Genomic DNA, 23,965 nt, shown 5'->3' with positions numbered 1-23,965 from the left:
GTGCCGTGCACCGTGGACCCCTGACATGAGCGAACCCCACTACTTCGGCGTGCGCCACCACGGCCCCGGCTGTGCGCGCAGCCTGGTGCGCGCGTTCGAGGCGCTGCGCCCCGACTGCGTGCTGATCGAAGGCCCGCCGGAGGGCGACGCGCTGCTGCCGCTGATGGTGCATGCCGACATGAAGCCGCCGGTGGCCCTGCTCAGCCACGCTCCCGATGAAAAAGGCCTGGCGGTGTACCACCCCTTCGCCGTGTTCTCGCCGGAGTGGCAGGCCGCCCTGTGGGCGGTGCAGGCCCAGGTGCCGGTGCGCTTCATCGACCTGCCGGTGGCGCACAGCCTGGGCATCGAGAAGGCACGTGCGGACGCCGAAAAGGCAGAACAAGCCGACCAGGCGGAACCAGCGGCCGGGAGCGATGCAGACACTCCGCGGGCCGGGCCCGCAGCGCCCGACACGCCCGGCGAGTCGGCCGACGCTCCCGCCACAGGCTCCACCGAAGAGCCCGCCGCTGCAGCCACCCCCACCCACCCCGGCGACGCCGATGCGGACCTGGACCCGCGAGCCGACGCAGAGGGCGCACGCGGCGACCCGCTGACCTGGCTGGCACAGGCCGCAGGCTATGCCGACGGCGAAGCCTGGTGGAACCACATGGTCGAGGAGCGCGGTGACGGCGAAGAGCTGTTTGCCGCCATCTCCGAAGCCATGCTGGCGCTGCGCAGCGAGTGGGGCGAGCGCCACCGCAGCCCCGAGGAAGCGCAGCGTGAAGCCCTGCGCGAGGCGCACATGCGCCAGTGCATCCGCGCGGCGCAGAAGGAAGGCTTCGAGCGCATCGCCGTGGTCTGCGGCGCCTGGCACCTTGGGGGCCTGCAGGCCAAGGCCACGGCCAAGGCGGACCAGGCGCTGCTCAAGGGCCTGCCCAAGGTCAAGGTGCAGAGCACCTGGGTGCCTTGGACCTACCGCCACCTGGCCCGCGCCAGCGGCTATGGCGCCGGCGTCCACGCGCCCGGCTGGTACGAGCACCTGTGGACCAGCCACCAGAGCACTCAGCCGCGCGCCATCGGCTGGCTGGCCCGTGTGGCGCGGCTGATGCGCGAGCGCGACCTGGACTGCTCGTCCGCCCACCTGATCGAGGCCGCACGGCTGGCCGATTCCCTGGCCGCGCTGCGCGAGCGGCCCGCCCCGGGGCTGGAAGAGTTGCACGAGGCCAGCCGCACCGTGCTCACGCTGGGCGACGAGTCGGTGCTGCACTTCATCCACGATGCGCTGGTGGTGGGCGACCGCCTGGGCGCCGTGCCGCCCGACGTGCCCATGGTGCCGCTGCAGCGCGATGTGGAGCAGGCCCAGAAGAGCCTGCGCCTGAAGCCCGAGGCCACGCACAAGACGCTGGACCTGGACCTGCGCAACGCCAACGACCTGGCGCGCAGCCACCTGCTGCACCGCCTGAACCTGCTGGACGTGCCCTGGGGCACGCTGGCCCGTGTGGGGCGCTCGTCGCGCGGCACCTTCCACGAGGTGTGGAACCTGCAGTGGCAGCCCGAGTTCGTGCTGCGCCTCATCGAGGCCAGCCAGTGGGGACAGACACTGGCGCAGGCCGCCACGGCGCGCGTGACCGACGAGTCCGCCCGCGCCGAGAGCCTGGGCGAGCTGTCGTCCCTGGTGGACCGCGTGCTGCTGGCCGACCTGGACACGGCCGTGGCCGCCGCCACGCGCGCGCTGGAAAACCGCGCGGCGCTCACCGGCGATGCGCTGCAGCTGCTGGCCGCGCTGCCGCCGCTGTCCAACGTTTTCCGCTACGGCAATGTGCGGCAGACCGACGCCACGCTGGTCAGCCATGTGCTGGACAGCCTCATCGTGCGCGCGGCCATCAGCCTGCCACTGGCCTGCAGCGCCATCGACGACGACGCCGCCGACCAGCTGCGCGAAAAGCTCCTGGGCGCCCACGCGGCCATCGCACTGCGGCAATCGCCTGAGCAGACCGAGCAGTGGCAGCGTGCGCTGGCCCAGGTGGCTCAGCAGCACCAGAGCGCGCACGAGCTGCTGCAGGGCGTGGCGGTGCGGCTGCTGCTCGACGATGGCGTCTGGTCGGCAGACCAGGTCGGACCCGCGCTGTCGCTGCACCTGTCGGCGGGCGCGGAGCCCGGCAAGGCGGCGGCGTGGCTGGATGGTTTTCTCAACCGCAACGCCGTGGTGCTGCTGCACGATGCCAACGTGTGGCAGTTGGTGGACCAGTGGCTCTCCAGCCTGAATGAAGAACACTTCGTGCGGGTGCTGCCGCTGGTGCGCCGCACGTTCTCGGCGTTCGGCCCGAGCGAGCGGCGCGACCTGGGGCAGCGAGCGAGCCAGGGCGCGCGCACCGCCGCCGCACCGCTGGCCGCCCCCGCATGGGACGAAACCCGCGCGGCCCTGCCGCTGCCGCTGCTGCGCGAACTGATGGGACTGACGGCATGACGACAACCCCGAACCCCACGCCGGCCGCCCAGGCAACGCCATCGGCACCGGCGGCGGACACCGCGCCCACGCCGCTCACCCACGAAGAACGCCTGCGCCGCTGGCGCCTGGTGCTGGGCAGCGAAGCGGCACAAAGCTGCGGCCCCCTGACGGGCCCTGCCGTGGAGATCGACCAGGCCCTGGCGGCGCTGTACGAGGCCGATGGCCCGGGCGGCCTGCAGTCGCGCGAGCGGCGCGGGGGCCGGGGCGCCTCGTCGCCCAGCGTGGCCCGCTGGCTGGGCGACATCCGCAAGTACTTCCCCAGTTCGGTGGTGCAGGTGATGCAGCGCGACGCCATGGAGCGCCTGAACATGCGCGACATGCTGCTGCAGCCCGAGATGCTGGAGACCGTGCAGCCCGACGTGCACCTGGTGGCCAACCTGCTGGCGCTGTCGCACGTGATTCCGGCCGGCACCAAGGACACCGCCCGCATGGTGGTGCGCCGCGTGGTGGACGACCTGATGAAGCGGCTGGAGGACCCCATGCGCTCGGCCGTGAGCGGCGCGCTGGACCGCAGCCAGCGCAACCGCCGCCCGCGCCACTCGGAGATCGACTGGCAGCGCACCATCCGCGCCAACCTCAAGCACTGGCAGCCCGACTACCGCACCGTGGTGCCCGAGACGCTGATCGGCTACGGCCGCAAGGCCCGGCGCCCGCAGCGCGAGGTGGTGCTGTGCATCGACCAGAGCGGCTCCATGGCCAACTCGGTGGTGTACTCCAGCATCTTCGGTGCAGTGCTGGCCAGCCTGCCGGCCGTATCCACCAAGCTCGTGGTGTTCGACACAGCGGTGGTGGACCTGACCGAAAAGCTCGACGACCCGGTGGACGTGCTGTTCGGCGTGCAGCTGGGCGGCGGCACCGACATCAACGGCGCGGTGGCGTACTGCCAGTCCCTCATCAAGGAGCCGCGCAACAGCATCTTCGTGCTGATCTCCGATTTGTACGAAGGCGGCGTCGAGGCCAACCTGCTGCGCCGCGCCGCGGAGCTGGTGGACAGCGGCGTGCAGTTCATCACCCTGCTGGCGCTCAGCGATGAAGGCGCGCCCGCCTACGACCACGCGCTGGCGGCCAAACTGGCCGCGCTGGGCGTGCCCTCGTTCGCGTGCACGCCCGACGCCTTTCCGCAGCTGATGGCCGCGGCGATCCGGCGCGACGACATCAACGCGTGGGCGGCGACCCAGGGCATGGTGACGAGCGCCAAGGCGCGGTGAGTGCGCCTTGCAGACTGCAGGAGCAACGCCAGCGCCCCCCAGTCTGCGGCGCCCAACGCACGGGCAGCAGGGCCAGTTACCGCCAGCGCCACAGAGGTTACGGCACGGTGTTCGCTCCTGAAGACTATCGATCCAAACGACCTCCCGCCGCTTGATGGATCAGCGCCAATAGCTATATTTTTTATAGCACATCGCATTGAGATCATCGAGAGGCGCGCACGCCGCCTGCAGTGCCTCGCCCGGCGATCCGGGGCATGCGCGGTTATCATCGCGCCCCATGACCGCCACCCGACGAACCTTCTCTGCGCTGCGCCTGTGGGTGCTCGCATGGTTCGTGGCGTCGATGGGCATGGCCGTGGCGACCCCGTTCGTCAACCCGCAGACCATCGAAGTGATCTGCTCGGGCGCCGGCACCATCAAGCTTTTGGTGCAGACCGACGACGGCACGGTGGAGATGGCCGCCACCCCCATGGACTGCCCACTGTGCGCCACGCCGGCTGCACCACCGCCGGCTGCGGTGACCCTTCCGCTCCCCTACCACCCGCTGGCCCATGCGCTGCAGCCGGTGGAGGCCGCCCGCATTGCGGCGGCCACGGCAGCGCCGCTGCCGGCCCGCGGCCCGCCCGCACGCTCGTGAGCTGACACGCCTTCGCAGCGCCGCGTTCCTGGTGGGACGGCACTGCATCCCTGTCCGTACCAACGCGCCAGCGCATCCTGTGGGGTGGGCTGCGCGGTTCATTCCGAGCGTTTTTTTCATGTCCCGTACCTCCCCCCGCCGCACTGCGGCCACCCGCGCCTGCGCGCCCCGTTTCGCTGATAGCGGCTGCCTGCAGCCCGTGGGCCGCTCCTTGACCCTGTCGCCCTCGCCCATCTACAGCGGCGTCTTGGCCCTGCTGGCGCTGGGCCCGCTGGCAGCAGCCCAGGCGCAAGACGCCACCCCCACACCCACGCTGCAGCCCGTGACCGTGGCCGAGCCCGCAGCATCGGCTGGCGGCAAGCTGCAGCTCGACACCCCCACCGAGACCGGCAGCCGCCTGGGCCTCACGGCGCGCGAGACCCCGGCCGCCGTCACCGTGGTGGACCGAGCCACCATCGACGCGCGCGGCGCGCAGGACACGCAGGAGATCTTGCGGGGCATCCCGGGCGTCACCGCCCACAACGCACCCGGCTCCATGGCCGCCAACTACCGGGGCTTCACGGCCAATTCGGTGGCGCAGCTGTACAACGGCATCAACCCACAGTACGGCAGCGCCACGCGCGCGGTGGACAGCTGGATCTACGACCGGGTGGAGGCCATCGGCGGTGCGTCGAGCTTTCTGTTCGGATCGGGCGGCGTGGGCGGCTCGATCAACTACATCACCAAGACGGCCGAGCGCAGCGACTTCGCCGAAGGCCAGGTGCGCCTGGGCTCCTACGGGCACAAAGAGGTGTCGGTGGGCCTGAACCGGCGCATCGCCACAAGCACCGATGGCACCGGCCCGGCCCACTTCGCGCGCATCGACCTGAACCACCGCGACGCTGGCAGCTGGACGCACGGCACAAAAACCCAGGCCACACAGCTAGCCACCTCGCTGCTGTCGGACCTGGGCGGCGGCTTCACCCACACGCTGGCCTACGAATACCAGAAGGACCACGTGGACCGCCCCTACTGGGGCACGCCCGTGCTCAACCCCGCCGTGGGCGCGCTGCGCATCGACCGGGCCACGCGCTTTGCGAACTACAACAGCGCCGACGGCATGTACGGCCACCGCGTGCAGTGGCTGCGCTCGGTGTCGCAGTGGCGCGTATCGGATGCGTTGCAGATCAAGAACACGCTGTACGCGTACGACGCGCTGCGTGACTACCGTAACGTGGAGATCTACACCTTCAACGCCGCCAACACGGCGGTCGTTCGCACATCGCCCCTGCTGCAGCGCCACGACCAGCAGTTGGTGGGCAATCGGCTGGAGGGCACCTACCAGGGCCAGCTCGCGGGCCGCCAAAGCGACTGGGCCTTTGGCCTCGATGTGAGCGTGAACAAGCAGACGCGGTTTCCGCTGGGCCCCTCGGTCACGGTGAGCACGGTCAACCCCTACCAGTTCTCGACCGAGAACTTCTTCGACATCCCCGGCATGTCGCCCGTACTGAGTGCCGACAAGGACAACAAGGCCACCACCACCGCGCTGTACCTGGAGAACCGCACAGCCGTGGTGCCGGGCGTGAACCTCGTCACCGCGCTGCGGCACGAGCGCATCGGGCTCGACCTGGTCAACCGCCGCGCCGTCACCGCCGCCGCGCCCGCCACGTTCAGCCGCAGCTACAGCCCCACGACCGGCCGCCTGGGCGTGGTGTGGGACATCGCCCCCGGCGCCAACCTGTATGCGCAGGCCTCCAACGCGGCCGACCCGCCCTCGGGCTCGCTGGCATCAGCGTCGTTCGCCGACGTGCGCAACAACAGCGAGCTGACCACGGGCCGCCAGGTCGAGCTGGGCAGCAAGTGGGACTTCTGGGACGGCAAAGGCAGCGCCACGGTGGCGGCCTTCGAGATTCGCCGCAAGAACATCGCCACGCAAGACACGGCCAACCCCAACCTCACCGTGCTGGTGGGCGAGCAATCGTCCAAGGGCATCGAGCTGGCGGCCGGCGTGCGCCCCAGCGCGCGGTGGCAGTTGCAAGGCAACCTGTCGCTCATCCGCGCCCGGTACGAGCACTTCGTGCAGGGCGGCGTCTCGCGCGCGGGCAACGTGCCGGCCCTGGTACCGCAGGCCGTGGCCAACCTGTGGGCGTCGTATGCCATCACGCCCGCCATCACCGCCAGCGCCGGGGTGCGCCATGTGGGCAAGGTGTATGGCAACGCCGCCAACACCAAGTTCTGGCCCTCGTACACGCTGCTGGACCTGGGCCTGGCGTGGAAGGTCAGCCCCACCACCACGCTCACCGGCCGCATCCGCAACGCCACCGACCGCATCTACGCCGCCGAGACGCGCGACCAGGTGTACCTGGGCGCGCCCCGCACGCTGGACGTGACGCTGCACACCGCCTTCTGACGCAGGGAGCACCCACACATGCTGCATGCCAAGCGTTGGCTGTACCTGGTTCACCGGTGGCTGGGCGTGCTGCTGTGCGCCTTCTTCGCCATGTGGTTCGTCTCGGGCGTGGTCATGATGTACGTGGGCTACCCCAAGCTCACGCAGGCCGAGCGGCTGGCACACCTGCCGCCGCTGCGCCCCGCCACGCAAGGGCCCGACCGCGTGCTGGAGCCTGCCGAGGCGCTGCAGCGCGCGGGCATCACCGGCCCGTTGCAGGACCTGCGGCTGGCTGTGGCGAGCGCTGGCCGGGCCGTGTACCTGGTGATACCGGCGACGGCGCAGGCCACGCACACAGCGCCCGCTTCAAAGGAAGCGCCCCCGCGCAGGCCAGCGGCTCCGGCCGTCATCGACGCCATCACCGGCGCCGTGCTGCAGCAGGTGGATACACAACACGCCGTCGCTTCTGCGAGCGCTTTTGCACAGGGCGCTGCGGGACCCATCCAGCACCTGGGCACAGTGGACGAAGATGCGTTCACCCATTCCCGCGCCCTGGACGTGCACCGCCCGCTGCACCGCCTGCACTTGGGCGATGCGGCAGGCACCGTCGTCTACGTATCGGGCATCACCGGCGAGGTGGTGCGCGACGCCACGCTGCAAGAGCGCGTGTGGAACTACGCAGGCGCCTGGATTCACTGGCTGTACCCCTTGCGGGGCAATGTGTTCAACCCCCACTGGACGGACATCGTCAACTGGCTCTCCATCGCAGGCATCGTGCTGACAGTGACGGGCACCGTGGTGGGCGTGATGCGCTGGCGCTTTGCGGGCCGCTACAAGACCGGTGCACGCACGCCGTACCGCGGCTTCATGATGCGCTGGCACCATGTGTTCGGCCTGGTGTTTGCGCTCGTCACCTTCACCTGGATCTTCAGCGGCCTCATGTCCATGAACCCCTGGAAGATCTTCGACAGCGGCGCCGCCCCGCTGCGCACCGAGGCCATGCACGGCGGCCCCCTGGTGCTGCCCGTGCCCGCCGCCAGCGTGCCCGCGCTCTTGGCCGCTGCATCGCCCAATACCCGCGAGTTGCGCTGGACGCAGACCGCCGGCCACGCCCTGGTACAGGCACACAGCCCCACCGGCGCGCCCCTGGTACTGCACGCGGGCACAGGCGACCCCCACGCCTGGCAGCCCGGCGCACTGGCCCACGCCGCCGCCCAACTGCTGCCCTACCCGGTAGTGCGCACCGACACCCTGCAGGCCTATGACCTGCACTACTACGACCGCGCAGCCCACACCATGACCGGCGGCGGCGACAAGCCCCTGCCCGTGCTGCGCGTGGTGTTCGACGACCCACAGGCCACCTGGGTCCACATCGACCCGCACACCGGCGCGGTGCTGGGCCGCACCGACACCCGCCGCCGCACCAGCCGCTGGCTGTTTGCCATGCTGCACAGCTGGGACTGGCTGCCCCTGCTGGAGCGCAGGCCGCTGTGGGATGTGGTGCTGATCGTGCTGAGCCTGGGCGGTGCGGTGATGAGCGTGACGGGGGTGGTGATCGGGTGGCGGAGGCTGGGGTTGAAGCTGCGCGGCGGCTAACGTGATGGGCTCGACAGACCGCTTGCAGCGCCATGACCTCGCGCTCTGCGTAGGCCGGCGTCATCCTCTTTCGCTGCACCTCGCTAAATGCCTTCTGCGCTGCGCAAGTAGTGGTGATTGAAACCCTGATGTCGTCATACGGACCACATGGCCCCTTCGATGAAAAATTTCTTCCAATTGCTATCAGGGCGCACTTTCTAGCCTTTTTAGACCTCGTTGCATCAACCGATGCTGCATCGTCACCAGCTACGTTGGAACCGCTCCCACAGATGATGGAATGGCCCAAGTTCGGTGCTACCCGCACCAACCGACCAATTCGCAACGTGGGATGAAAATGGGAGCAACAGCACAACAAAGGATCACTGGCGCTGTGGGAGATGCAGGCCTGAATAAGCCAACTGACGTGATAGCCATACAGCGCCTTCTCAACGGGCACTTGGCGAGAGATAACGGCAGCAGGCAGCTGGCGGTGGATGGAAAGATGTCGACCGAACTCCTTGAAGCCATAACGTCGTTCCAAATAGCTGGCGACATCGCTGCCATACGGCCCGGCCGCGTTGAACCGGGGAGCCCTACGCTGTGGATGCTCAATCAGAGACCGGACGCTTTTGGATACGAGCGAAGGCGGATGCGGCTGAAGATGTCACTCACCATGACAGAGCCTCAACAGAGCATTGAGGTTTTTGTATTTGACGCCATCATGAGCAGCCCTGGGTCGCAGTTCGGACATGCCGCAATCGACATTGACGGCACTACCTACTCCCGTGCGCACACAAAATATGCAAAGCTTGGGCGCGACGACTACATCACCAGCAACTTGACGCGGGTGAAACGCGATGTGGTGTCACTGACTCTGCGTGTCACTCGCCAGGAAAAAGCGATCATCAAGGCCGAGCTGGACAAGCGTGTTGCAGCTCAAGCGCCTTACGACATCGCGGTCAATAGTTGTTCCACCAATGTGGCAGACGTTCTGGAAAAGGTCGGCATACTGGCCCATGACCCACGCTTTCAACTGATGCCATCCAGCACAAAATTGGTGACCCCCAAGGAGCTGCTGATTGTTCTTTCCCGCTCGGATCGGTTGATCAAGCGCACTAACTATTCAAAATCGAAATGACCAGGGTTTTGCAAATGGCGATGCTGTCATGCCTGTCTATCTTGTGTGCCTGCACCGACCCGCCACAGCCGCCTCAGGGCCGTTGGGAGGCCACTGGCCCGGTCAATGTCTATGCCGAAAGCGACGACAGGTTCACCGTGAAATTCCATTTGGCCAAGGGTGATGTCTGTGCCATAAGTCCAGACGTTAAGGTGACCAAATCCTTGGGCTACCAGAAAGTGGTTTGCCCGCAGGGTGATGGATGGATCATCAACGACTATCCATTCAGGAAGCTGGATTAGTCTCTGACGACCTGAAGATTGCGTGCGCGAGTACAAGGGCTCGAATTGCTGTGGAAAGGTTACGAAAGCGCACAGCGCCGACCTACCCACTCATCAGCGGCTGCGCAGCGTGCGACTCAGCAAAATCACCGGCACCAGCCCCACCGCCACCAGCGCAAGCGACGGCAGCGCCGCCTCGCCCAGGCGCTCGTCGCGCGCCAGCTGGTAGGCCACCACGGCCAGCGTGTCGCTGTTGAAGGGCCGCAGCACCATGGTGGCGGGCAGCTCCTTCATCACGTCCACGAACACCAGCAGCGCCGCTGCGGCGGTGGAGCGCTTGAGCAGCGGCCAGTGCACCTGCGACAGCAGCCGCGCGCTGCCCGCGCCCAGCATACGGGCCGAGGCATCGAGGTTGGGGGGGATGCGCGCATAGCCGCTTTGCATGGACTGCAGCGCCACAGCGCAAAAGCGCACCAGGTACGCCCACACGATGCCGAACGCGGTGGCCGTGACCAGTGCACCCACGCCCCACTGCGGCACCGCCGCCTGCAGCCAGCCCACAGGCAGCAGCAGGCCCACGACGATCACAGCGCCCGGCACGGCGTAGCCCACGCTGGCGAGCTGCACCACGCCGCGGGTGATGCGGTCGGGCTGGCGGCGCAACGCAAACGCCAGGCCCAGCGCCACCATCACGGCCAGGCCGGCGGTGATGCCACCCAGGCGCACGCTGTTCCAGGCCCAGCCCACGAAGCGCTCCCACGGCAGCACCGACCAGTCCGCCGCCAGCGGGCGCAGCATGAAGAACACCGGCGCCACGAAGCCCATGACCACCGGGACCAGGCAGATGGCCCAGGCGGCCGCGCAGCGCGCACCGCGCAGCCGCACGGGCTGCGCCTCGGCCGAGCCCGCGCGGCCACCGCCGGCCGCAAAGCGCATGCGCTTTTGCGCGCGGTGCTCCATGTGCAGCAACAGCAGAACCAGCACCAGCAGGATGGTGGCCAGCTGCGCGGCGGCCAACCGGTTGTCCATGGACAGCCAGGCCTTGTAGATGCCGGTGGTGAAGGTCTGGATGCCGAAATAGCTGGTGACCCCGAAGTCGGCCAGCGTCTCCATCAGCACCAGCGCCACCCCGGCGGCCACGGCAGGGCGCGCCAGCGGCAGGGCCACGGTGCGGATGCGGCGGGACAGCGGCGCGCCCAGCAGCCGCGCGGCTTCCATGAGGTGCGCTGCGCGCTCGCCCAGCGCGGTGCGGGCCAGCAGGTAGACGTACGGGTACAGCGAGAAGATGAACACCCACACCGCGCCGCCCAGGCTGCGCACCTCGGGCAGCAGGCGGCCTTCCAGGCCGAAAGTGTTGCGCAGCCCTACCTGCAGGGGCCCGCTGAACTGCAAGAAGTCGGTGTACGCATACGCGGTGACATACGCCGGCATGGCCAGCGGCAGCAGCAGCAGCCATTCGAACGTGCGCCGGCCCGGAAAGTCGAACAGCGTCACCATCGCCGCCGTGCCCGTGCCGACGATGGCCGCCCCCACCGCCACCAGCAGGCTGAGCCACAGCGTGGTCCACACATAGCCGGGCAGCACGGTGGACGCCATCTCGCGCAGGATGCTGCCCGCCTGCGCATCGCCCTGGCCAAAAGGCAGCCACGATGCCAGCACCGCCAGCACGGGCAGCGACAGGAAACCGGCAAACAGGATCAGCGGAATGGAGCGAAGGGCGAAGGAGATGCGGCGCAAGGCAGGGGGCTCGGCGGAGGAGTCAGGGAATCAGGACCAGGGACGCACGCCCGGCGTGGCGGGGCCAGGCATGGTTCGGGAATGCAAATGCGAATTTTAAGCATTCGTGCGTACGCCTAGAATTGGGGCATGTTTCTTGAGGTCTCCCAACTCGACGTGCGCTATGCCGGCCGCGCGCAGGCCGCCGTGCAAGGCGTCACTCTCAGCCTCAATGCAGGCGATATCGGCGTGTTGATCGGCCCGTCTGGCTGCGGCAAGACCACGCTGCTGCGCGCGGTGGCGGGGCTGGAGCCCGTGGCCGGCGGCCAGATCTGCCTGACCCAGCAGGTGGTGAGCAGCGCCACCGTGAGCGTGCCGCCCGAAGAGCGGCGCATCGGCATGGTGTTTCAGGACTACGCGCTGTTCCCCCATCTGACCGTGGGCCGCAACGTGGCGTTCGGCATCCACCGGTTGTCCAAGACCGAGCAGGCCGCGCGCGTGGCCGAGGTGCTGGAGCTGGTGGGCCTGGCGGGCAGCGAGAACCGCTTTCCGCATGAACTGTCGGGCGGCCAGCAGCAGCGCGTGGCGCTGGCCCGTGCACTGGCACCGCGCCCCCAGCTCATGCTGCTGGACGAGCCATTTTCCAACCTCGACGTGGACCTGCGCGAGCGGCTCGCGCACGAGGTGCGCGGCATCCTGAAGGCCGCGGGCGCCACGGCGCTGTTCGTGACGCACGACCAGCTCGAAGCCTTTGCCATCGGCGATGTGATCGGCGTGATGCACGAAGGCCAGCTGCACCAGTGGGACGACGCATACACCCTGTACCACCGCCCTGCCACCCGCTTCGTAGCCGACTTCATCGGGCACGGCGTGTTCGCTCCCGCCACGCTGGTGCAGCGCGGTGACAACGTGATCGCGCAGACGCCGCTGGGCGAGCTGACCGACCTGGAGGAATGCCCGCTGCCCGGCAGCTACGCGGGCGGCGAGTGCGACGTGCTGCTGCGCGCCGACGACGTGGTGCACGACGACGCCGCCCCGGTGCAGGCGCAGATCCTGCGCAAGTCGTTCCGCGGGTCGGAGTTCTTGTACACGCTGCGCCTGGCCAGCGGCCACACCGTGCTGGCCCATGTGCCCAGCCACCACAACCATGCGCTGGGCGAGTGGATCGGCATTCGCGCGCAGGTGGACCATGTGGTGACCTTCCCGCGCGCATGATGGCCGGGATTTGATCCAAAACGGGCTCTACCGCTTGTCCATCAAGCGCAAGCAGCTATCATTTTTGACGATCAGCGCTGCAGTATTTCAGTCCAGAAAGCGTGCAGCGGTCTCGGGCGAAGGCACCATGCACACCTCTGACCGCCCCCAGATCCGGTAGCGGTTGCGCGCCACCCAGCGGTAGAGCGCATCGCGCAGCGGTGCGGGCACCAGCCACCCCACCCACGCCAGCCGCCACGGCCAGCCCAGCGCGTGCAGCACGCGCAGGATGGCGGCGGTGTGCTGCCAGCTGCGGTCGCCATCGATGACCAGCAGGGTCTGCAACGAGTCCACCCGCAGTCCGGCATCGGCCAGCAGCTGCCGGCCCGTGGCGCCCTGCATAGACGCGAACCGGATGCGCCCGGCGCGGTCGTGCCGCAGGATGAACTGCACCCAGCCATTGCACAGCAGGCACTGCGCATCGAACACCACGATCATGCGGATGCCTCCCGCCCAGCCGGTACGACCGGCACGACAAGGTGGCCGCGGTAGTGCACCACCCGCCCCACCCAGGGAACGGTGGCCTGCACATGAAAGTGCAGCGTGTCGCCCTGCCCCATCTCCTCGGCCACGATCTGCGGGCGCAGCCATGCGGGGCACGGAACGCCCAGAAAGTGCAGGCTCTCCAGGCGCATGACCAGGCGGCCCTGTGCCTCGACCAAGGTGAAGCCCAGGCGCGCCGCACCCAGGTGCTCGACCACTTGGCCGCCCGATGCACGCAACGTCGAGCTCATGGTGCGCGCGGGAAAGTGGCGGGTCCACACCTCGGCGAGCGGGGTGGCCTGAAGCTCGAAGACGATGCTGCCGCGCACCGATGCCTGCGGCGCCCCCAGCGCCCAGGCCAGCACGCGGCCCACAGCGCCCGCGGGAGCTTCTACCGCGACCTGCCCCTGCAGCCGGTGCTGGCCAGACAGGCTGTGAAAACGCGCCAGCGCCGGTGCCAGGCGCGCGAAGGCCGGGCCCATGGCGCGCTGGTACATAGGCAAGGGGTGGGAGGGTGCGGACGTGTCGGGCATGGGCAAAGTGAGGGTATCAGTCCAGCGAAGACCACCGTCGCCAACGGACGGACGGCCACGCTGTCGATGCCGACCAGTCTACCGACCCTGCCAGTGCCCCACGCTCAAAAGCCGGCATGCATACCGGTGCAACGCGCCACCCGCAGCGCATGCCACTGGCGCGGCCACAGCCAGTGCCCCCGCGCAAGGGCCGCCCCGGGCGCGGGCGCGGGCGCGAGCGCGGATGCGGCGCTTCGCTGGTGTGCTCTGAACATCCCCCTCCAGAATCGCGCAGCGAATCTAGAGAGGCGGGAGACGCGCGCAGCGCTTCAGAGGGTGCTATTGCGCTTCAGGACTTGCCCTTGCGCTGCAGGCCTTCCAGGGCATTCAAGTCCACTTGCGACATGTAGCCCTGCAGTTCCTTCACGCCCACCTTGTCGCCTTCGAGGCTGACCACCAGGCCGTTCTTCAGGATGGCCTTGAACTCCGCATGGCTGCCGTCCTTCTGGTAGCGCGTGTGCAGCGTGCGGCCGCCTTCCTGCCAGGTCTTTTCAGCGCTGGACGGGTCTTCCTTTTCGCCCTGGGCCATGCCCATCGCCATCGCGGCCATCTGGCCCAGGCCGCCCACGTCCACGATCTCCAGGCGCACCTGCTTGTCATCGCTGCCGTACTGCGCACGGGCCTGGCTGGTGGGCAGGCCCAGCGCTGCGCCGTCCTGCACGTCAAAACCCGTGCGGGGCAGGCCCGCCAGCTTCTCGGGCAGCGCGGCCTTGAGCGACTGCGCGGCCACCACCTGGCCGCCGCCCAGGGCGCCCGCAGCCGCCGCGGCCGCCTGTTGGCCCGCGGCAGCGATGGCGGCCGGGTCCTGGCTCTTTTGCGCTTCTTCCATCTTGCGCGCGGCCTCTTCCATCTTCTTGCCCGCGGCCTCCAGCCCGGCCGTGTCGATAGACACTTTGCCGCCCGCGGTCTCCATGGTGATGGCAGAGCCTGCAGCACCGCCCATCAACGACCCGCCGCGCGGCATGAAGATGGAGCTGACCGCACCGATGATCACGCCCACCACGATCGCCGCCACGATGACCACCACGGTGTAGACCACCGATTTTTCGGGCAGGTTCTTCATCAGCACCGGCAGGCCGGTGTAGAGCAGGTAGATGGAATACAGCGAAGCCACCAGCATCAACACGGACAGCGAGGGCAGCAGGCTGAAAATGCCGCCCAGCAGCGCCGCCGTGCTGGCGTACACCGCCACTTTCTGGGCCTGAATGGGGTTCTTCTGCCCGCCAAACGTGGGGGCCAGCGCATCGATGATCAGCCCCAGCACGAAGATCCCCACGAGGCTGAGCACGTACGACACCACCATGTTCACCAGCCCGGAGACGAAGGGCACGCGGATGGTGACGCCAAACCCGCCGAACCCGATCAGCGACATGCCGATGAACCCGCACACCGCCGGAATGGCCGCCAGGATCATCGCGTAGCGGGTGAACAGCGTGGCGACGTCGGTAGGCTCCGTGTCGATGGCGACCCAGGTCTCCTTGGGTTGCAAAAGAATGCTCTTGGCGCGTTCGATCAGGTTCATGGTGCCCTCCCGGCAGTGACAGGCCTGCAAAGGCTGCAGGCTGGCGAAAGATGCGGACGATACGGGGAAACGGCGTGTATGGGGCCGGTGTGTAGCAGCCCCCGCGGCTGTAACCGTGGAATATGCACGGTTTTGGGGAGCGAGGCCAGTGGCTGCTTTCGGGAAGGGTGCCCACTGTCGACTCAGGGCCCTGAGCAGTCCTTCAGTGACCTGCATTCTTGCAGACATTGCGGGTTAATTGAGCCGACTCGCTTTGCATTGGTCACCGGTTTGCGAGCATCCAAGATGGCTACTTCACGCTCAGTTCAAATTAGGCTCATTTTCTGCACACGAAAGGCTCCTACTATGCCTTTTATGCCAAATCTCAAGCCACTATCTCGTGCCCAATCTGCACTGGCTATCTTTGGTGCTGTCGTGTGTGCCAACGCAACCCTGTGGGGCGTGCTGGGTGCCAATCTAACAAGGGGAATTTATCCAGCAGACGCTGATTCGATAAGCATCCCTATCAGTTTCGCGTTAATGGACTCAATGTTCATACTACTTTTTGGAATTTCGGGAGCCCTGTTGCCCCAACGACGGGTTGGATGGCGCATTGCGAACTGCCTGTTGCTGGTAGTCGCAAGCTTACTTGGCATGGTGTTGGCCTACCGTTGGCTCTATCCAAATCACTATCTGGCAGGGTCGGCATTTGTTCTTGTACCTATCGCGTGCGTGCTATCACTTTGGAAGCCATCAAACACGACACAGCCTTGGTAGTACAACTTGGCGTCCTCATTAATGGCCGCTATTGGCCGATCCCAGTCATCGGTTCAGGCCGCTTTTCCAAACCATTCAGCCGGTACTCCCGCGCAGCGCAGGAGAGTCAAAACACAACCCATTCAAGTCCCGAAATTCTCACCCCGTCTGCCGCAGCGTATCCACCGTGCCGTGCAAATTCTGCGTCCACACGCGGCGGTCGCGCCCCTCGGGCTGCTGGATCTCGCCGTAGTGCACCACCGCCTCAATCGGCGGCGCGCTCAGCGTGCGCCAGATGGAGCCGATCAGCGTCTCGTCGCCGATATAGCTGGGCGCAAAGCTCGTCGCACCCGTCGCCTTGTCGGCAAAGCGCAGGCCCACCGGTTGCACCGGCGCCTGGGCGGCGACGGCGGCCTGGATGAGGTTGGCGTGGAAGGGCAGCATGTCGCGGCCATCGCCCGTGGTGCCTTCGGGGAACACGGCCAGCACCTCGCCGCGCCCAAGTGCGTCCTGCATGGACTTGACCATGCGCAGCGCGTCGCGGCGCGAGCTGCGCTCGATGTACAGGGTGCCGGCCGCGGTGGCCAGGGTGCCGATCAGCGGCCAGCCCTTGACGTCGGACTTGGACACGAAGCGGCAGTGCCGCCCTGCGTGCATCACCGGAATGTCGAGCCACGAGATGTGGTTGGCCACCAGCATCACCGGCCCCGCCACCGGCGGCTGGCCCACGACGCGCAGGCTGATGCCCAGCCGGGCCAGCAGCTGCAGCGACCACGCCTGCACATGCGCGTGCTGCTGGTCCTCGGACAGTGCCGGAAAGCGCAGCGCCACGATCCACAGCCCCTTGGCAATGTGGCCCAGCAGACGCAGCAAGCGCCAGCCGGCGCGCAGATGCCTCATGCCAATGGTCCGTATCGATCCATCCGTACGGACCGGCCCTGCAGCGGTCGCCCAATCAGCATGCCCGGCACGACTGGCATGAATGGCGCGGCCGACGCCCGTTCCACCATGGAACCGGCTTTCCCGGGCCAAGGGTGGCGTCCCCTTGGGTACATGGCGTGAAGCGGCACAGGGGGGCTACCGATCAAACGCGACTTGTCCGCCCACGAGCGTCATGCGCACGCGGCCCGGCAGCTCGTAGCCGGAGAACGGGGTGTGCTTGCCCTGGCTGCGCAGCGCGTTGCCCTGCACGACCCAGGCGGCGCCGGGGTCCAGGATGCACAGGTCGCCCACGCCGCCCTCCACGATCTGGCCCACGCTGGCCTGCAGCGTGCCCAGGGCGGAGCCCAGCACGCGGGCGGGCTCGGAGGTGACCACGGCCAGCGCGCGCGCGAGCGGCACGCCGTTGTCCTGCGACCACTTGAGCGCCAGCGACAGCAGCAGCTCCAGGCCGGTGGCGCCGGGCTCGGCTTCGGCGAACGGCAGGGTCTTGGCGTCTTCGTCGACCGGGGTGTGGTCGGACACCAGCGCATCGATGGTGCCGTCCAGCAGGGCGGCGTTCAGTGCATCGCGGTCGCGCTGCTGGCGCAGCGGCGGTGACAGGCGCGCGCGGCTGTCGAAGAAGCCGATGTCCGCGTCGGTGAGGTGCAGCGAGTTGATGCTGACGTCGGCCGTGACCTTCAGGCCGTCGGCCTTGGCGCGGCGCAGCAGCTCCACGCCGGCTGCGCTGCTGATGCGGCACAGGTGCACATGCGCGCCGGTGGTCTTGAGCAATTCGAAGATGGTGTGCAGCGCGATCGTCTCGGCCGCCACGGGCACGCCCGAGAGGCCCAGGCGGGTGGCCAGCGGGCCGCTGGCGGCCACGCCCTTGCCCAGATGCATCTCCTGCGGGCGCAGCCACACGGTGTAGCCGTAGGTGGCCGCGTACTGCAGCGCGCGCTGCAGCACCTGCGTGCTGGCCAGCGGCACCTCGGCCTGGCCGAAGCCCACGCAGCCGGACTCGGTCAGCTCGGCCATTTCGGTCAGCACTTCGCCCGCGAGGTTGCGGGTGAGCGCGCCCAGCGGGAACAGCCGCGACTGGTGCAGCTTCTCGGCGCGGAACTTGAGCATCTCCACCAGCCCCGGCTCGTCGAGCACGGGGTCGGTATCGGGCGGGCACACCAGGCTGGTCACACCCCCGGCCACGGCGGCGGCCATCTCGGATTCGAGCATGCCTTCGTGCTCATACCCCGGCTCGCGCAAGCGCGCCGCCAGGTCCACCAACCCAGGCAGCACGATGCAGCCCGCCGCATCGATCACCCGGTTGGGCGCGAACTCGGGCGGCACGCGGTTCACCCCCACGATGCGGCCCGCCGCCAGCGCAATGTCACAGGTCTGGTCGAACCCCGAGGCAGGGTCGATCACACGGCCGTTCTGGATCAGGATTTTCATGATTTCAAGCCAAATGGGCCGCTACCGCTTGATGGATAAGCGCCAGCAGCTACAAAAAACATAGCAAATACTTCACTCAACTTTTCACCCGCCGTTCGCACCGCAGCAGACGCGATGCCAGCGCCCCCGTGGAACCGGCTTCGCCGGGCCACCGGGGGCGTCCCCCCTTGGGGGGAAGACGCGAAGCGGCTCAGGGGGGTTAAGCCTCATTTCCGGCAACGATGGACATCACCGCCATGCGCACCGCGATGCCAAAAGTCACCTGCGGCAGGATCACGCTCTGCTTGCCGTCCACCACGGCGGAGTCGATCTCCACACCACGGTTGATGGGCCCCGGGTGCATCACGATGGCGTCGGGCTTGGCCAGCTGCAGGCGCTCCTGCGTGAGGCCGAAGCTCTTGAAGTACTCCTGGCTGGACGGCAGCAGCGCGCCGCTCATGCGCTCGTTCTGCAGGCGCAGCGTGATGATCACGTCGGCGTCCTTGATGCCTTCTTCGAGCGTGTGGCACACGCGCACGCCCATCTGCGACATATCGGACGGCACCAGCGTGCGCGGGCCCACCACGCGCACTTCGGGGCATCCCAGCGTGGTCAGGCCGTGGATGTCCGAGCGCGCCACGCGCGAGTGCAGCACGTCGCCCACGATGGCCACGGTGAGGTTGCTGAAGTCTTTTTTGTAGTGCCGGATGGTGTACATGTCCAGCAGCCCCTGCGTGGGGTGGGCATGCCGGCCGTCGCCTGCGTTGATCACGTGCACATGCGGTGCCACGTGCTGGGCAATCAGGTACGGCGCGCCCGACTCGCTGTGCCGCACCACGAACAAATCGGCCGCCATGGCCGAGAGGTTAGCGATGGTGTCGAGCAGCGACTCGCCCTTGCTGGCCGAGCTGCGCGCGATGTCCAGGTTGATCACGTCGGCCGACAAGCGCTTGGCCGCGATCTCGAATGTGGTGCGCGTGCGCGTGCTGTTCTCGAAAAACAGGTTGAACACGCTCTTGCCGCGCAGCAGCGGCACCTTCTTGACCTCGCGGTCGTTGACGGAGACGAAGTTGGCGGCCGTGTCGAGGATGTGCGTGACGATGTCGCGCGGCAGCCCTTCGATGGACAGCAGGTGGATGAGTTCGCCGTTGCCGTTGAGTTGGGGGTTGCGCTTCTTCAGCACGGTCAGGCCTCTTTGACTTGGAAATGGAAGGTGCCGCTGTCGTCACGCGCCAGCGCCAGCGACTGCGATGCGGGCAGCGCCACGCGCGCGGCGGCGAAGTCGGCCTGCACCGGCAGCTCGCGCCCGCCGCGGTCCACCAGCACGGCCAGGCGCACGCTGGCGGGGCGGCCGTAGTCGAACAATTCGTTGAGCACGGCGCGGATGGTGCGCCCGGTGTAGAGCACGTCGTCGAGCACCAGCACGTCGGCGCCGTTCACGTCGAACGGCAGTGTGGTCTGCGCGCTGGCGGCCAGGCCGCGTTGGGCAAAATCGTCGCGGTGCATGGCCGACGACAGCACGCCGGCGGGGCCTTCGAGGCCCAGGTCCTTTTGCAGGCGCTCGGCCAGCCAGGCACCGCCAGAGGCAATGCCCACCAGGCGCGTGGTGCCGGTGTGCATGCTGCGCACGCCGCGCAGCAGCTCGCGGTACAGGGCCTCGGCATCGAGCACGAGGCTGCCTGCGATGGCGTTGGAGGGGGTAGTCATGGGAGGGTCCTCAAAAACTGTTCCAGGATGATGCAGGCCGAGGCGGCATCGGCGTCCTTGGCGCCACCGGCAATGGCTTCGGTGGTGCTGTAGCGTTCGTCCACCTCGAACACCGAAAGGCCGAAGCGTCCGCGCAGCTGGCGGCCGAATTTGAGCGCGCGCGCGGTGTTCTCGTGGCTGGCGCCGTCGGGGTGGTAGGGCACGCCGATCACCAGGGCGTCGGGCTGCCACTCCTTGATGCGCTCGGCCACATGGGCAAAGCGGGCGTCGCCCTCGGCCTGGATGGTGCGCTGGGGTGTCGCGCTGCGCAGCATGCGGTTGCCGGTGGCCACGCCCGTGCGCTTGAGGCCGAAGTCAAAAGCCAAAAAGGTCTGGAAATGCGCGGGAACGGCGGGTTGCTCGGGGGGCTCGTGGTGAACGGGCGCAACGGTCATGCGTGCCCCGCCTCGGGCGACAGCATCCAGGCCTTGAGGCCCAGCAGCGCCAGGGCCCGGTCGTAGCGCTCGGGCACGGGGGTGTCGAAGATCACCGACAGGTCGGCCGCCACGGTGAGCCAGGCATTCTCGGCCAGCTCGGTCTCGAGCTGCCCTTCGCCCCAGGACGAATAGCCCAGCGTGATCAGCACGCGGCGGGGGCCCGCACCGGTGGACAGGGCTTCGAGCACGTCCTTGGAGGTGGTCATCTCCAGGCCGCCCGGAATGGTCATGGTGGAGGCGTACACGGATTCATCCGCCTCGGCACTCTCGAACAGCATGGGCTCGTGCAGCACGAAGCCGCGCTCGGTCTGTACCGGGCCGCCCTGGAACACGGGCTCTTGGGTCAGGTCTTCGCGCCGCAGGGACAGATCGACCTTGTCGAACAGGCCCTTCAGGGTGATGTCGGTGGGCTTGTTGATGATGAGGCCCAGCGCACCGCGTTCGCTGTGCTCGCACAGGTAGACCACACTGCGCGCGAAAGACTCATCCTCCAGGCCGGGCATCGCAATCAGGAAGTGATGCGTCAGGTTGATGGGCGCAGAATCGGAGGACATTCCGCAATTTTAACGGTGAACATGCAGCCCCCTTCGGCGCCCTCCTATTCAAGCGGGCTGGTCTGGTTTCGGCGCGATCTGCGCACCGAGGACCAAGCCGCCCTGTACCACGCCCTCACCCAGTGCCAGCAGGTGCACTGCGCGTTTGTCTTCGACACCGATATCCTCGATGCGCTGCCCCGCGCGGACCGGCGGGTGGAGTTCATCCGCGAGACGCTGGTGGAGCTGGATGCCGCCCTGCGCGCCCTGTCAGGGCACGATCACGGCGGGCTCATCGCGGTGCACCACGCCGCGGCAGCCGATGCGGTGCCGGACCTGTCGGCCGCGCTGGACGTGCAGGCCGTGTTCACCAACCACGACGACGAACCGCAGGCCATCGAGCGGGACGGCACCGTCCGCACCCGGCTGGCGGCCCAGGGCCGCGCGCTGCACACCTTCAAGGACCACACGGTCTTCGAACGCAGCGAGGTGATGACGCAGGCGGGGCACCCGTACAGCGTGTTCACGCCGTACAAGAACGCGTGGCTCAAGAAGGTGGATGCGTTCTACCTGAGCAGCTACCCGGTGGAGCGGCATGCCGCGCGGCTGGCACCCCGGCCTGCGGGCCACCGCAGGCCCGTGCCCACGCTGGCGGCACTGGGCTTCGAGCCCGCGGGCCTGGCGCAGCTGAAGATCCCCACCGGCAGCCAGGGCGCGCACCAGTTGCTGGCGGACTTTGTGGAGCGCATCGACAAGTATGAGGACACGCGCAACTTCCCGGCGGTCAAGGGCCCGAGCTACCTGAGCGTGCACCTGCGCTTTGGCACCATATCGCCCCGCCTGCTGGCCCGCACCGCCCACGAGCGCGCCAGCAAGGGCAGCCCCGGCGCGGCCACCTGGCTGAGCGAGCTGATCTGGCGCGACTTCTATTTTCAGATCCTGTACCACCACCCCCACGTGGTGGACAACAGCTTCAAGCCCGCCTACGACGCCATCGACTGGGAGACGGGGCCCGAGGCCGATGCCTTGTTTGCGGCCTGGTGCGAGGGCCGCACCGGCTACCCGCTGGTGGACGCCGCCATGGCGCAGATCAACCAGACGGGCTACATGCACAACCGGCTGCGCATGGTGGTGGCCAGCTTTCTGGTCAAGGACCTGGGTATCGACTGGCGCCGGGGGGAGGCCTACTTTGCGCTGCAGTTGAACGACTTCGACCTGTCGGCCAACAACGGGGGCTGGCAGTGGGCCAGCTCGAGCGGCTGCGATGCACAGCCCTACTTTCGCATCTTCAACCCGGTGAGCCAAAGCGAGAAGTTCGACCCGGATGGCAAGTTCATCCGCAGGTACCTGCCCCAGCTGGCCGCGTTGCCCAACGCAGCCCTGCATGCCCCCTGGAAGGCCAAGCCGCTGGAGCTGCAAAGCGCCGGCGTGCAACTGGGGGACAACTACCCCTTGCCCATCGTGGACCATGACACCGCGCGGCAGCAGACGCTGGCGCGGTATGCGGTGGTGAAGGCCGGCGCCTGAGCCTGATCTTTCCTGCGGATTTGCGTTCAATCACCCAAGACCGTTCAGGCTGAGCCTGTCGAAGCCTTGCGCGGCGCTTCGGCAGGCCTGCCCTGAGCCCGTCCGGAGCCCGTTGATGCATTCCAGCGTGAACGGGTTCTTGTATCTGCTGAAGACGAATGGGTATCTGCCACCCCGCTCAGACGGGAGGCGCGTTCTCACGCATGCTCATCCCCGCCACCGTGAGCGAGCCTCCCGCGGCCAGCCGCAGCTTGAGTGACAGGTCGGTGCGGTTGTCCGCATGGGCAATGGCTTCTTCGGCGCTGATCGCGCCGGACTCAGCCAACGCGAACAGTGACTGGTCGAAGCTGCACATACCCTGCTCCACGCCCCGGCTGATGGCGGTCTTGAGCTCGTCGACCTGTCCTTTCTGGATGAGGTCGGCCACGTAGGGCGTGAGCAGCATGACCTCGGTAGCAGGCACCAGGCGCGCCGACACGCCTTTGATGAGGCGCTGCGCAATCACCGCCCGCAGGTTGAGCGACAGGTCCATCTGCAGCTGTTTGTGCGCATGCTCCGGAAAGAAATTGAGGATGCGCTGCACCGCCTGGTTGGCGTTGTGCGCGTGCAGAGTGGACACGCACAGGTGGCCCGACTCGGCATAGTGCAGCGCATGCTGCATCGTGGCGCGGTCGCGGATCTCGCCGATCATGATCACGTTGGGCGCCTCGCGCATCGCGCGGCGCAAGGCCTCGTCGTAGGAGCGCGTGTCGATACCGACCTCGCGCTGCGTGATCAGCGATTTCTTGTGCGGGTGCAGGTACTCGATCGGGTCTTCGATGGTGAGGATGTGCCCGGACGCGTTGGTGTTGCGGTGGTCGAGCAGCGCGGCCAGCGTGGTCGTCTTGCCCGAGCCTGCAGAGCCCACCGTCAGCACCAGGCCGCCCTTGAGGAAGGCCAGCTCCTTGAGCACCTTGGGCAGGCCCAGCTCGTCCAGGCTGGCAATCCGGGAGGCCACATGGCGAATCACCATGCCCACCTGGCCGCGCTGCAGGTGTACGTTGACCCGAAAGCGATCGCCTTCTGCCGTCGCGTACGAGAAGTCGCACTCCATCGTGCTTTCGAACTCGTGGCGCTGCGCCTTGCCCATGATCGAATAGGCCATAGTGCGGATGTCCTGCGCTGGCAGCACCTGCTGGCTGATGGGCAGAAAGTCGCCTTGCCGCTTGACGGTGGGCGGTGCCCCCGCCAGCAGGAAAAGGTCTGACGCCCTTTCGCGGGCGACCAGGGCGAGGCAGGCCAGCAGCCGGCTGTCGCCGAACGGTGCGGGCGGGTTGGGCTCGATCAGGACATCGGACTCTGGGGGCATGGCACGCTCAAAAAAAAGGGCGCCTCCAGGGCGCCCGTTGCAGGAACTGTGTGAGAACCGGGCATGCAG

At 67.7% G+C, this 23,965-nt stretch carries 19 protein-coding genes; 8 read left to right on the top strand and 11 right to left on the bottom strand.

What is annotated here, in order from left to right:
• Window positions 1-25 precede the first annotated feature (25 nt).
• The 6 genes from ASF16_RS12900 to ASF16_RS12875 all read left to right on the top strand — a co-directional run bounded on the left by ASF16_RS12900 (window position 26) and on the right by ASF16_RS12875 (window position 9,414).
• Complete coding sequence (locus ASF16_RS12900; protein WP_056167559.1) at window positions 26-2,446, top strand: DUF5682 family protein; 2,421 nt, start codon at window positions 26-28, stop codon at window positions 2,444-2,446.
• Window positions 2,443-3,696: a VWA domain-containing protein gene (locus ASF16_RS12895; RefSeq protein WP_056167555.1), complete on the top strand. Its 1,254-nt coding sequence runs from the start codon at window positions 2,443-2,445 to the stop codon at window positions 3,694-3,696. The genes ASF16_RS12900 and ASF16_RS12895 overlap by 4 nt, the downstream gene beginning before the upstream one ends.
• Before the next feature lie 277 nt (window positions 3,697-3,973).
• The gene (locus ASF16_RS12890; protein WP_056167551.1) at window positions 3,974-4,333 is read left to right on the top strand and encodes a DUF2946 family protein; all 360 of its coding nucleotides are present in this window, start codon (window positions 3,974-3,976) and stop codon (window positions 4,331-4,333) included.
• 118 nt (window positions 4,334-4,451) lie between these two features.
• Entirely contained in the window at window positions 4,452-6,722 is a 2,271-nt protein-coding gene (locus tag ASF16_RS12885; protein WP_082516907.1) for a TonB-dependent siderophore receptor, read from the top strand.
• A gap of 18 nt (window positions 6,723-6,740) precedes the next feature.
• Complete coding sequence (locus ASF16_RS12880; protein ID WP_056167548.1) at window positions 6,741-8,297, top strand: PepSY-associated TM helix domain-containing protein; 1,557 nt, start codon at window positions 6,741-6,743, stop codon at window positions 8,295-8,297.
• 328 nt (window positions 8,298-8,625) lie between these two features.
• Window positions 8,626-9,414, top strand: a complete 789-nt coding sequence (locus tag ASF16_RS12875) for a hypothetical protein (RefSeq protein ID WP_156372065.1) — start codon at window positions 8,626-8,628, stop codon at window positions 9,412-9,414.
• Window positions 9,415-9,788: 374 nt separating this feature from the next.
• Here the strand turns inward: ASF16_RS12875 and ASF16_RS12865 are convergent, their stop codons facing one another.
• Window positions 9,789-11,411 carry an iron ABC transporter permease gene (locus ASF16_RS12865; protein ID WP_056167540.1) on the bottom strand — a complete coding sequence of 541 codons (1,623 nt, stop codon included), beginning with the start codon at window positions 11,409-11,411 and terminating at the stop codon, window positions 9,789-9,791.
• A 129-nt stretch (window positions 11,412-11,540) separates the two neighbouring features.
• On the opposite strand from ASF16_RS12865, the gene ASF16_RS12860 reads away from it, so the two are divergent.
• On the top strand, window positions 11,541-12,605 hold the full coding sequence (locus ASF16_RS12860) for an ABC transporter ATP-binding protein (protein WP_056167538.1): 1,065 nt from the start codon (window positions 11,541-11,543) through the stop codon (window positions 12,603-12,605).
• An 87-nt stretch (window positions 12,606-12,692) separates the two neighbouring features.
• On the opposite strand, the gene ASF16_RS12855 is transcribed toward ASF16_RS12860, so the two are convergent.
• From ASF16_RS12855 to ASF16_RS12815, 9 genes are all read right to left on the bottom strand, one after another.
• Entirely contained in the window at window positions 12,693-13,082 is a 390-nt protein-coding gene (locus ASF16_RS12855) for a thiol-disulfide oxidoreductase DCC family protein (protein ID WP_056167535.1), read from the bottom strand.
• Window positions 13,079-13,660: a DUF4166 domain-containing protein gene (locus ASF16_RS12850; protein ID WP_235507364.1), complete on the bottom strand. Its 582-nt coding sequence runs from the start codon at window positions 13,658-13,660 to the stop codon at window positions 13,079-13,081. Before ASF16_RS12850 ends, ASF16_RS12855 begins: the two co-directional genes overlap by 4 nt.
• Before the next feature lie 328 nt (window positions 13,661-13,988).
• On the bottom strand, window positions 13,989-15,221 hold the full coding sequence (locus ASF16_RS12845) for a Yip1 family protein (RefSeq protein ID WP_056167528.1): 1,233 nt from the start codon (window positions 15,219-15,221) through the stop codon (window positions 13,989-13,991).
• A gap of 894 nt (window positions 15,222-16,115) precedes the next feature.
• Complete coding sequence (locus ASF16_RS12840; RefSeq protein ID WP_056167525.1) at window positions 16,116-16,856, bottom strand: 1-acyl-sn-glycerol-3-phosphate acyltransferase; 741 nt, start codon at window positions 16,854-16,856, stop codon at window positions 16,116-16,118.
• Between the two features lie 177 nt (window positions 16,857-17,033).
• Window positions 17,034-18,326, bottom strand: a complete 1,293-nt coding sequence (locus ASF16_RS12835) for a dihydroorotase (RefSeq protein ID WP_056167523.1) — start codon at window positions 18,324-18,326, stop codon at window positions 17,034-17,036.
• A 199-nt stretch (window positions 18,327-18,525) separates the two neighbouring features.
• Window positions 18,526-19,488: an aspartate carbamoyltransferase catalytic subunit gene (locus tag ASF16_RS12830; RefSeq protein WP_056167520.1), complete on the bottom strand. Its 963-nt coding sequence runs from the start codon at window positions 19,486-19,488 to the stop codon at window positions 18,526-18,528.
• 2 nt (window positions 19,489-19,490) lie between these two features.
• On the bottom strand, window positions 19,491-20,012 hold the full coding sequence (gene pyrR / locus ASF16_RS12825; RefSeq protein ID WP_056167517.1) for a bifunctional pyr operon transcriptional regulator/uracil phosphoribosyltransferase PyrR: 522 nt from the start codon (window positions 20,010-20,012) through the stop codon (window positions 19,491-19,493).
• Window positions 20,009-20,446 carry a Holliday junction resolvase RuvX gene (gene ruvX / locus ASF16_RS12820; protein ID WP_056167514.1) on the bottom strand — a complete coding sequence of 146 codons (438 nt, stop codon included), beginning with the start codon at window positions 20,444-20,446 and terminating at the stop codon, window positions 20,009-20,011. Before ruvX ends, pyrR begins: the two co-directional genes overlap by 4 nt.
• Window positions 20,443-21,042: a YqgE/AlgH family protein gene (locus ASF16_RS12815; protein WP_056167512.1), complete on the bottom strand. Its 600-nt coding sequence runs from the start codon at window positions 21,040-21,042 to the stop codon at window positions 20,443-20,445. The genes ruvX and ASF16_RS12815 overlap by 4 nt, the downstream gene beginning before the upstream one ends.
• Window positions 21,043-21,063: 21 nt before the next feature.
• Here ASF16_RS12815 and ASF16_RS12810 point away from each other — a divergent pair, with 21 nt between their 5' ends.
• The gene (locus ASF16_RS12810) at window positions 21,064-22,548 is read left to right on the top strand and encodes a deoxyribodipyrimidine photo-lyase (protein ID WP_056167510.1); all 1,485 of its coding nucleotides are present in this window, start codon (window positions 21,064-21,066) and stop codon (window positions 22,546-22,548) included.
• A 178-nt stretch (window positions 22,549-22,726) separates the two neighbouring features.
• Here the strand turns inward: ASF16_RS12810 and ASF16_RS12805 are convergent, their stop codons facing one another.
• Window positions 22,727-23,896 carry a PilT/PilU family type 4a pilus ATPase gene (locus tag ASF16_RS12805; RefSeq protein ID WP_082516906.1) on the bottom strand — a complete coding sequence of 390 codons (1,170 nt, stop codon included), beginning with the start codon at window positions 23,894-23,896 and terminating at the stop codon, window positions 22,727-22,729.
• Window positions 23,897-23,965: the final 69 nt, after the last annotated feature.

The sequence above is a fragment of the Acidovorax sp. Leaf78 genome (assembly GCF_001422735.1).
Lineage (GTDB): Bacteria > Pseudomonadota > Gammaproteobacteria > Burkholderiales > Burkholderiaceae_C > Acidovorax.
This window is presented reverse-complemented; position numbering and strand designations above follow the sequence as displayed.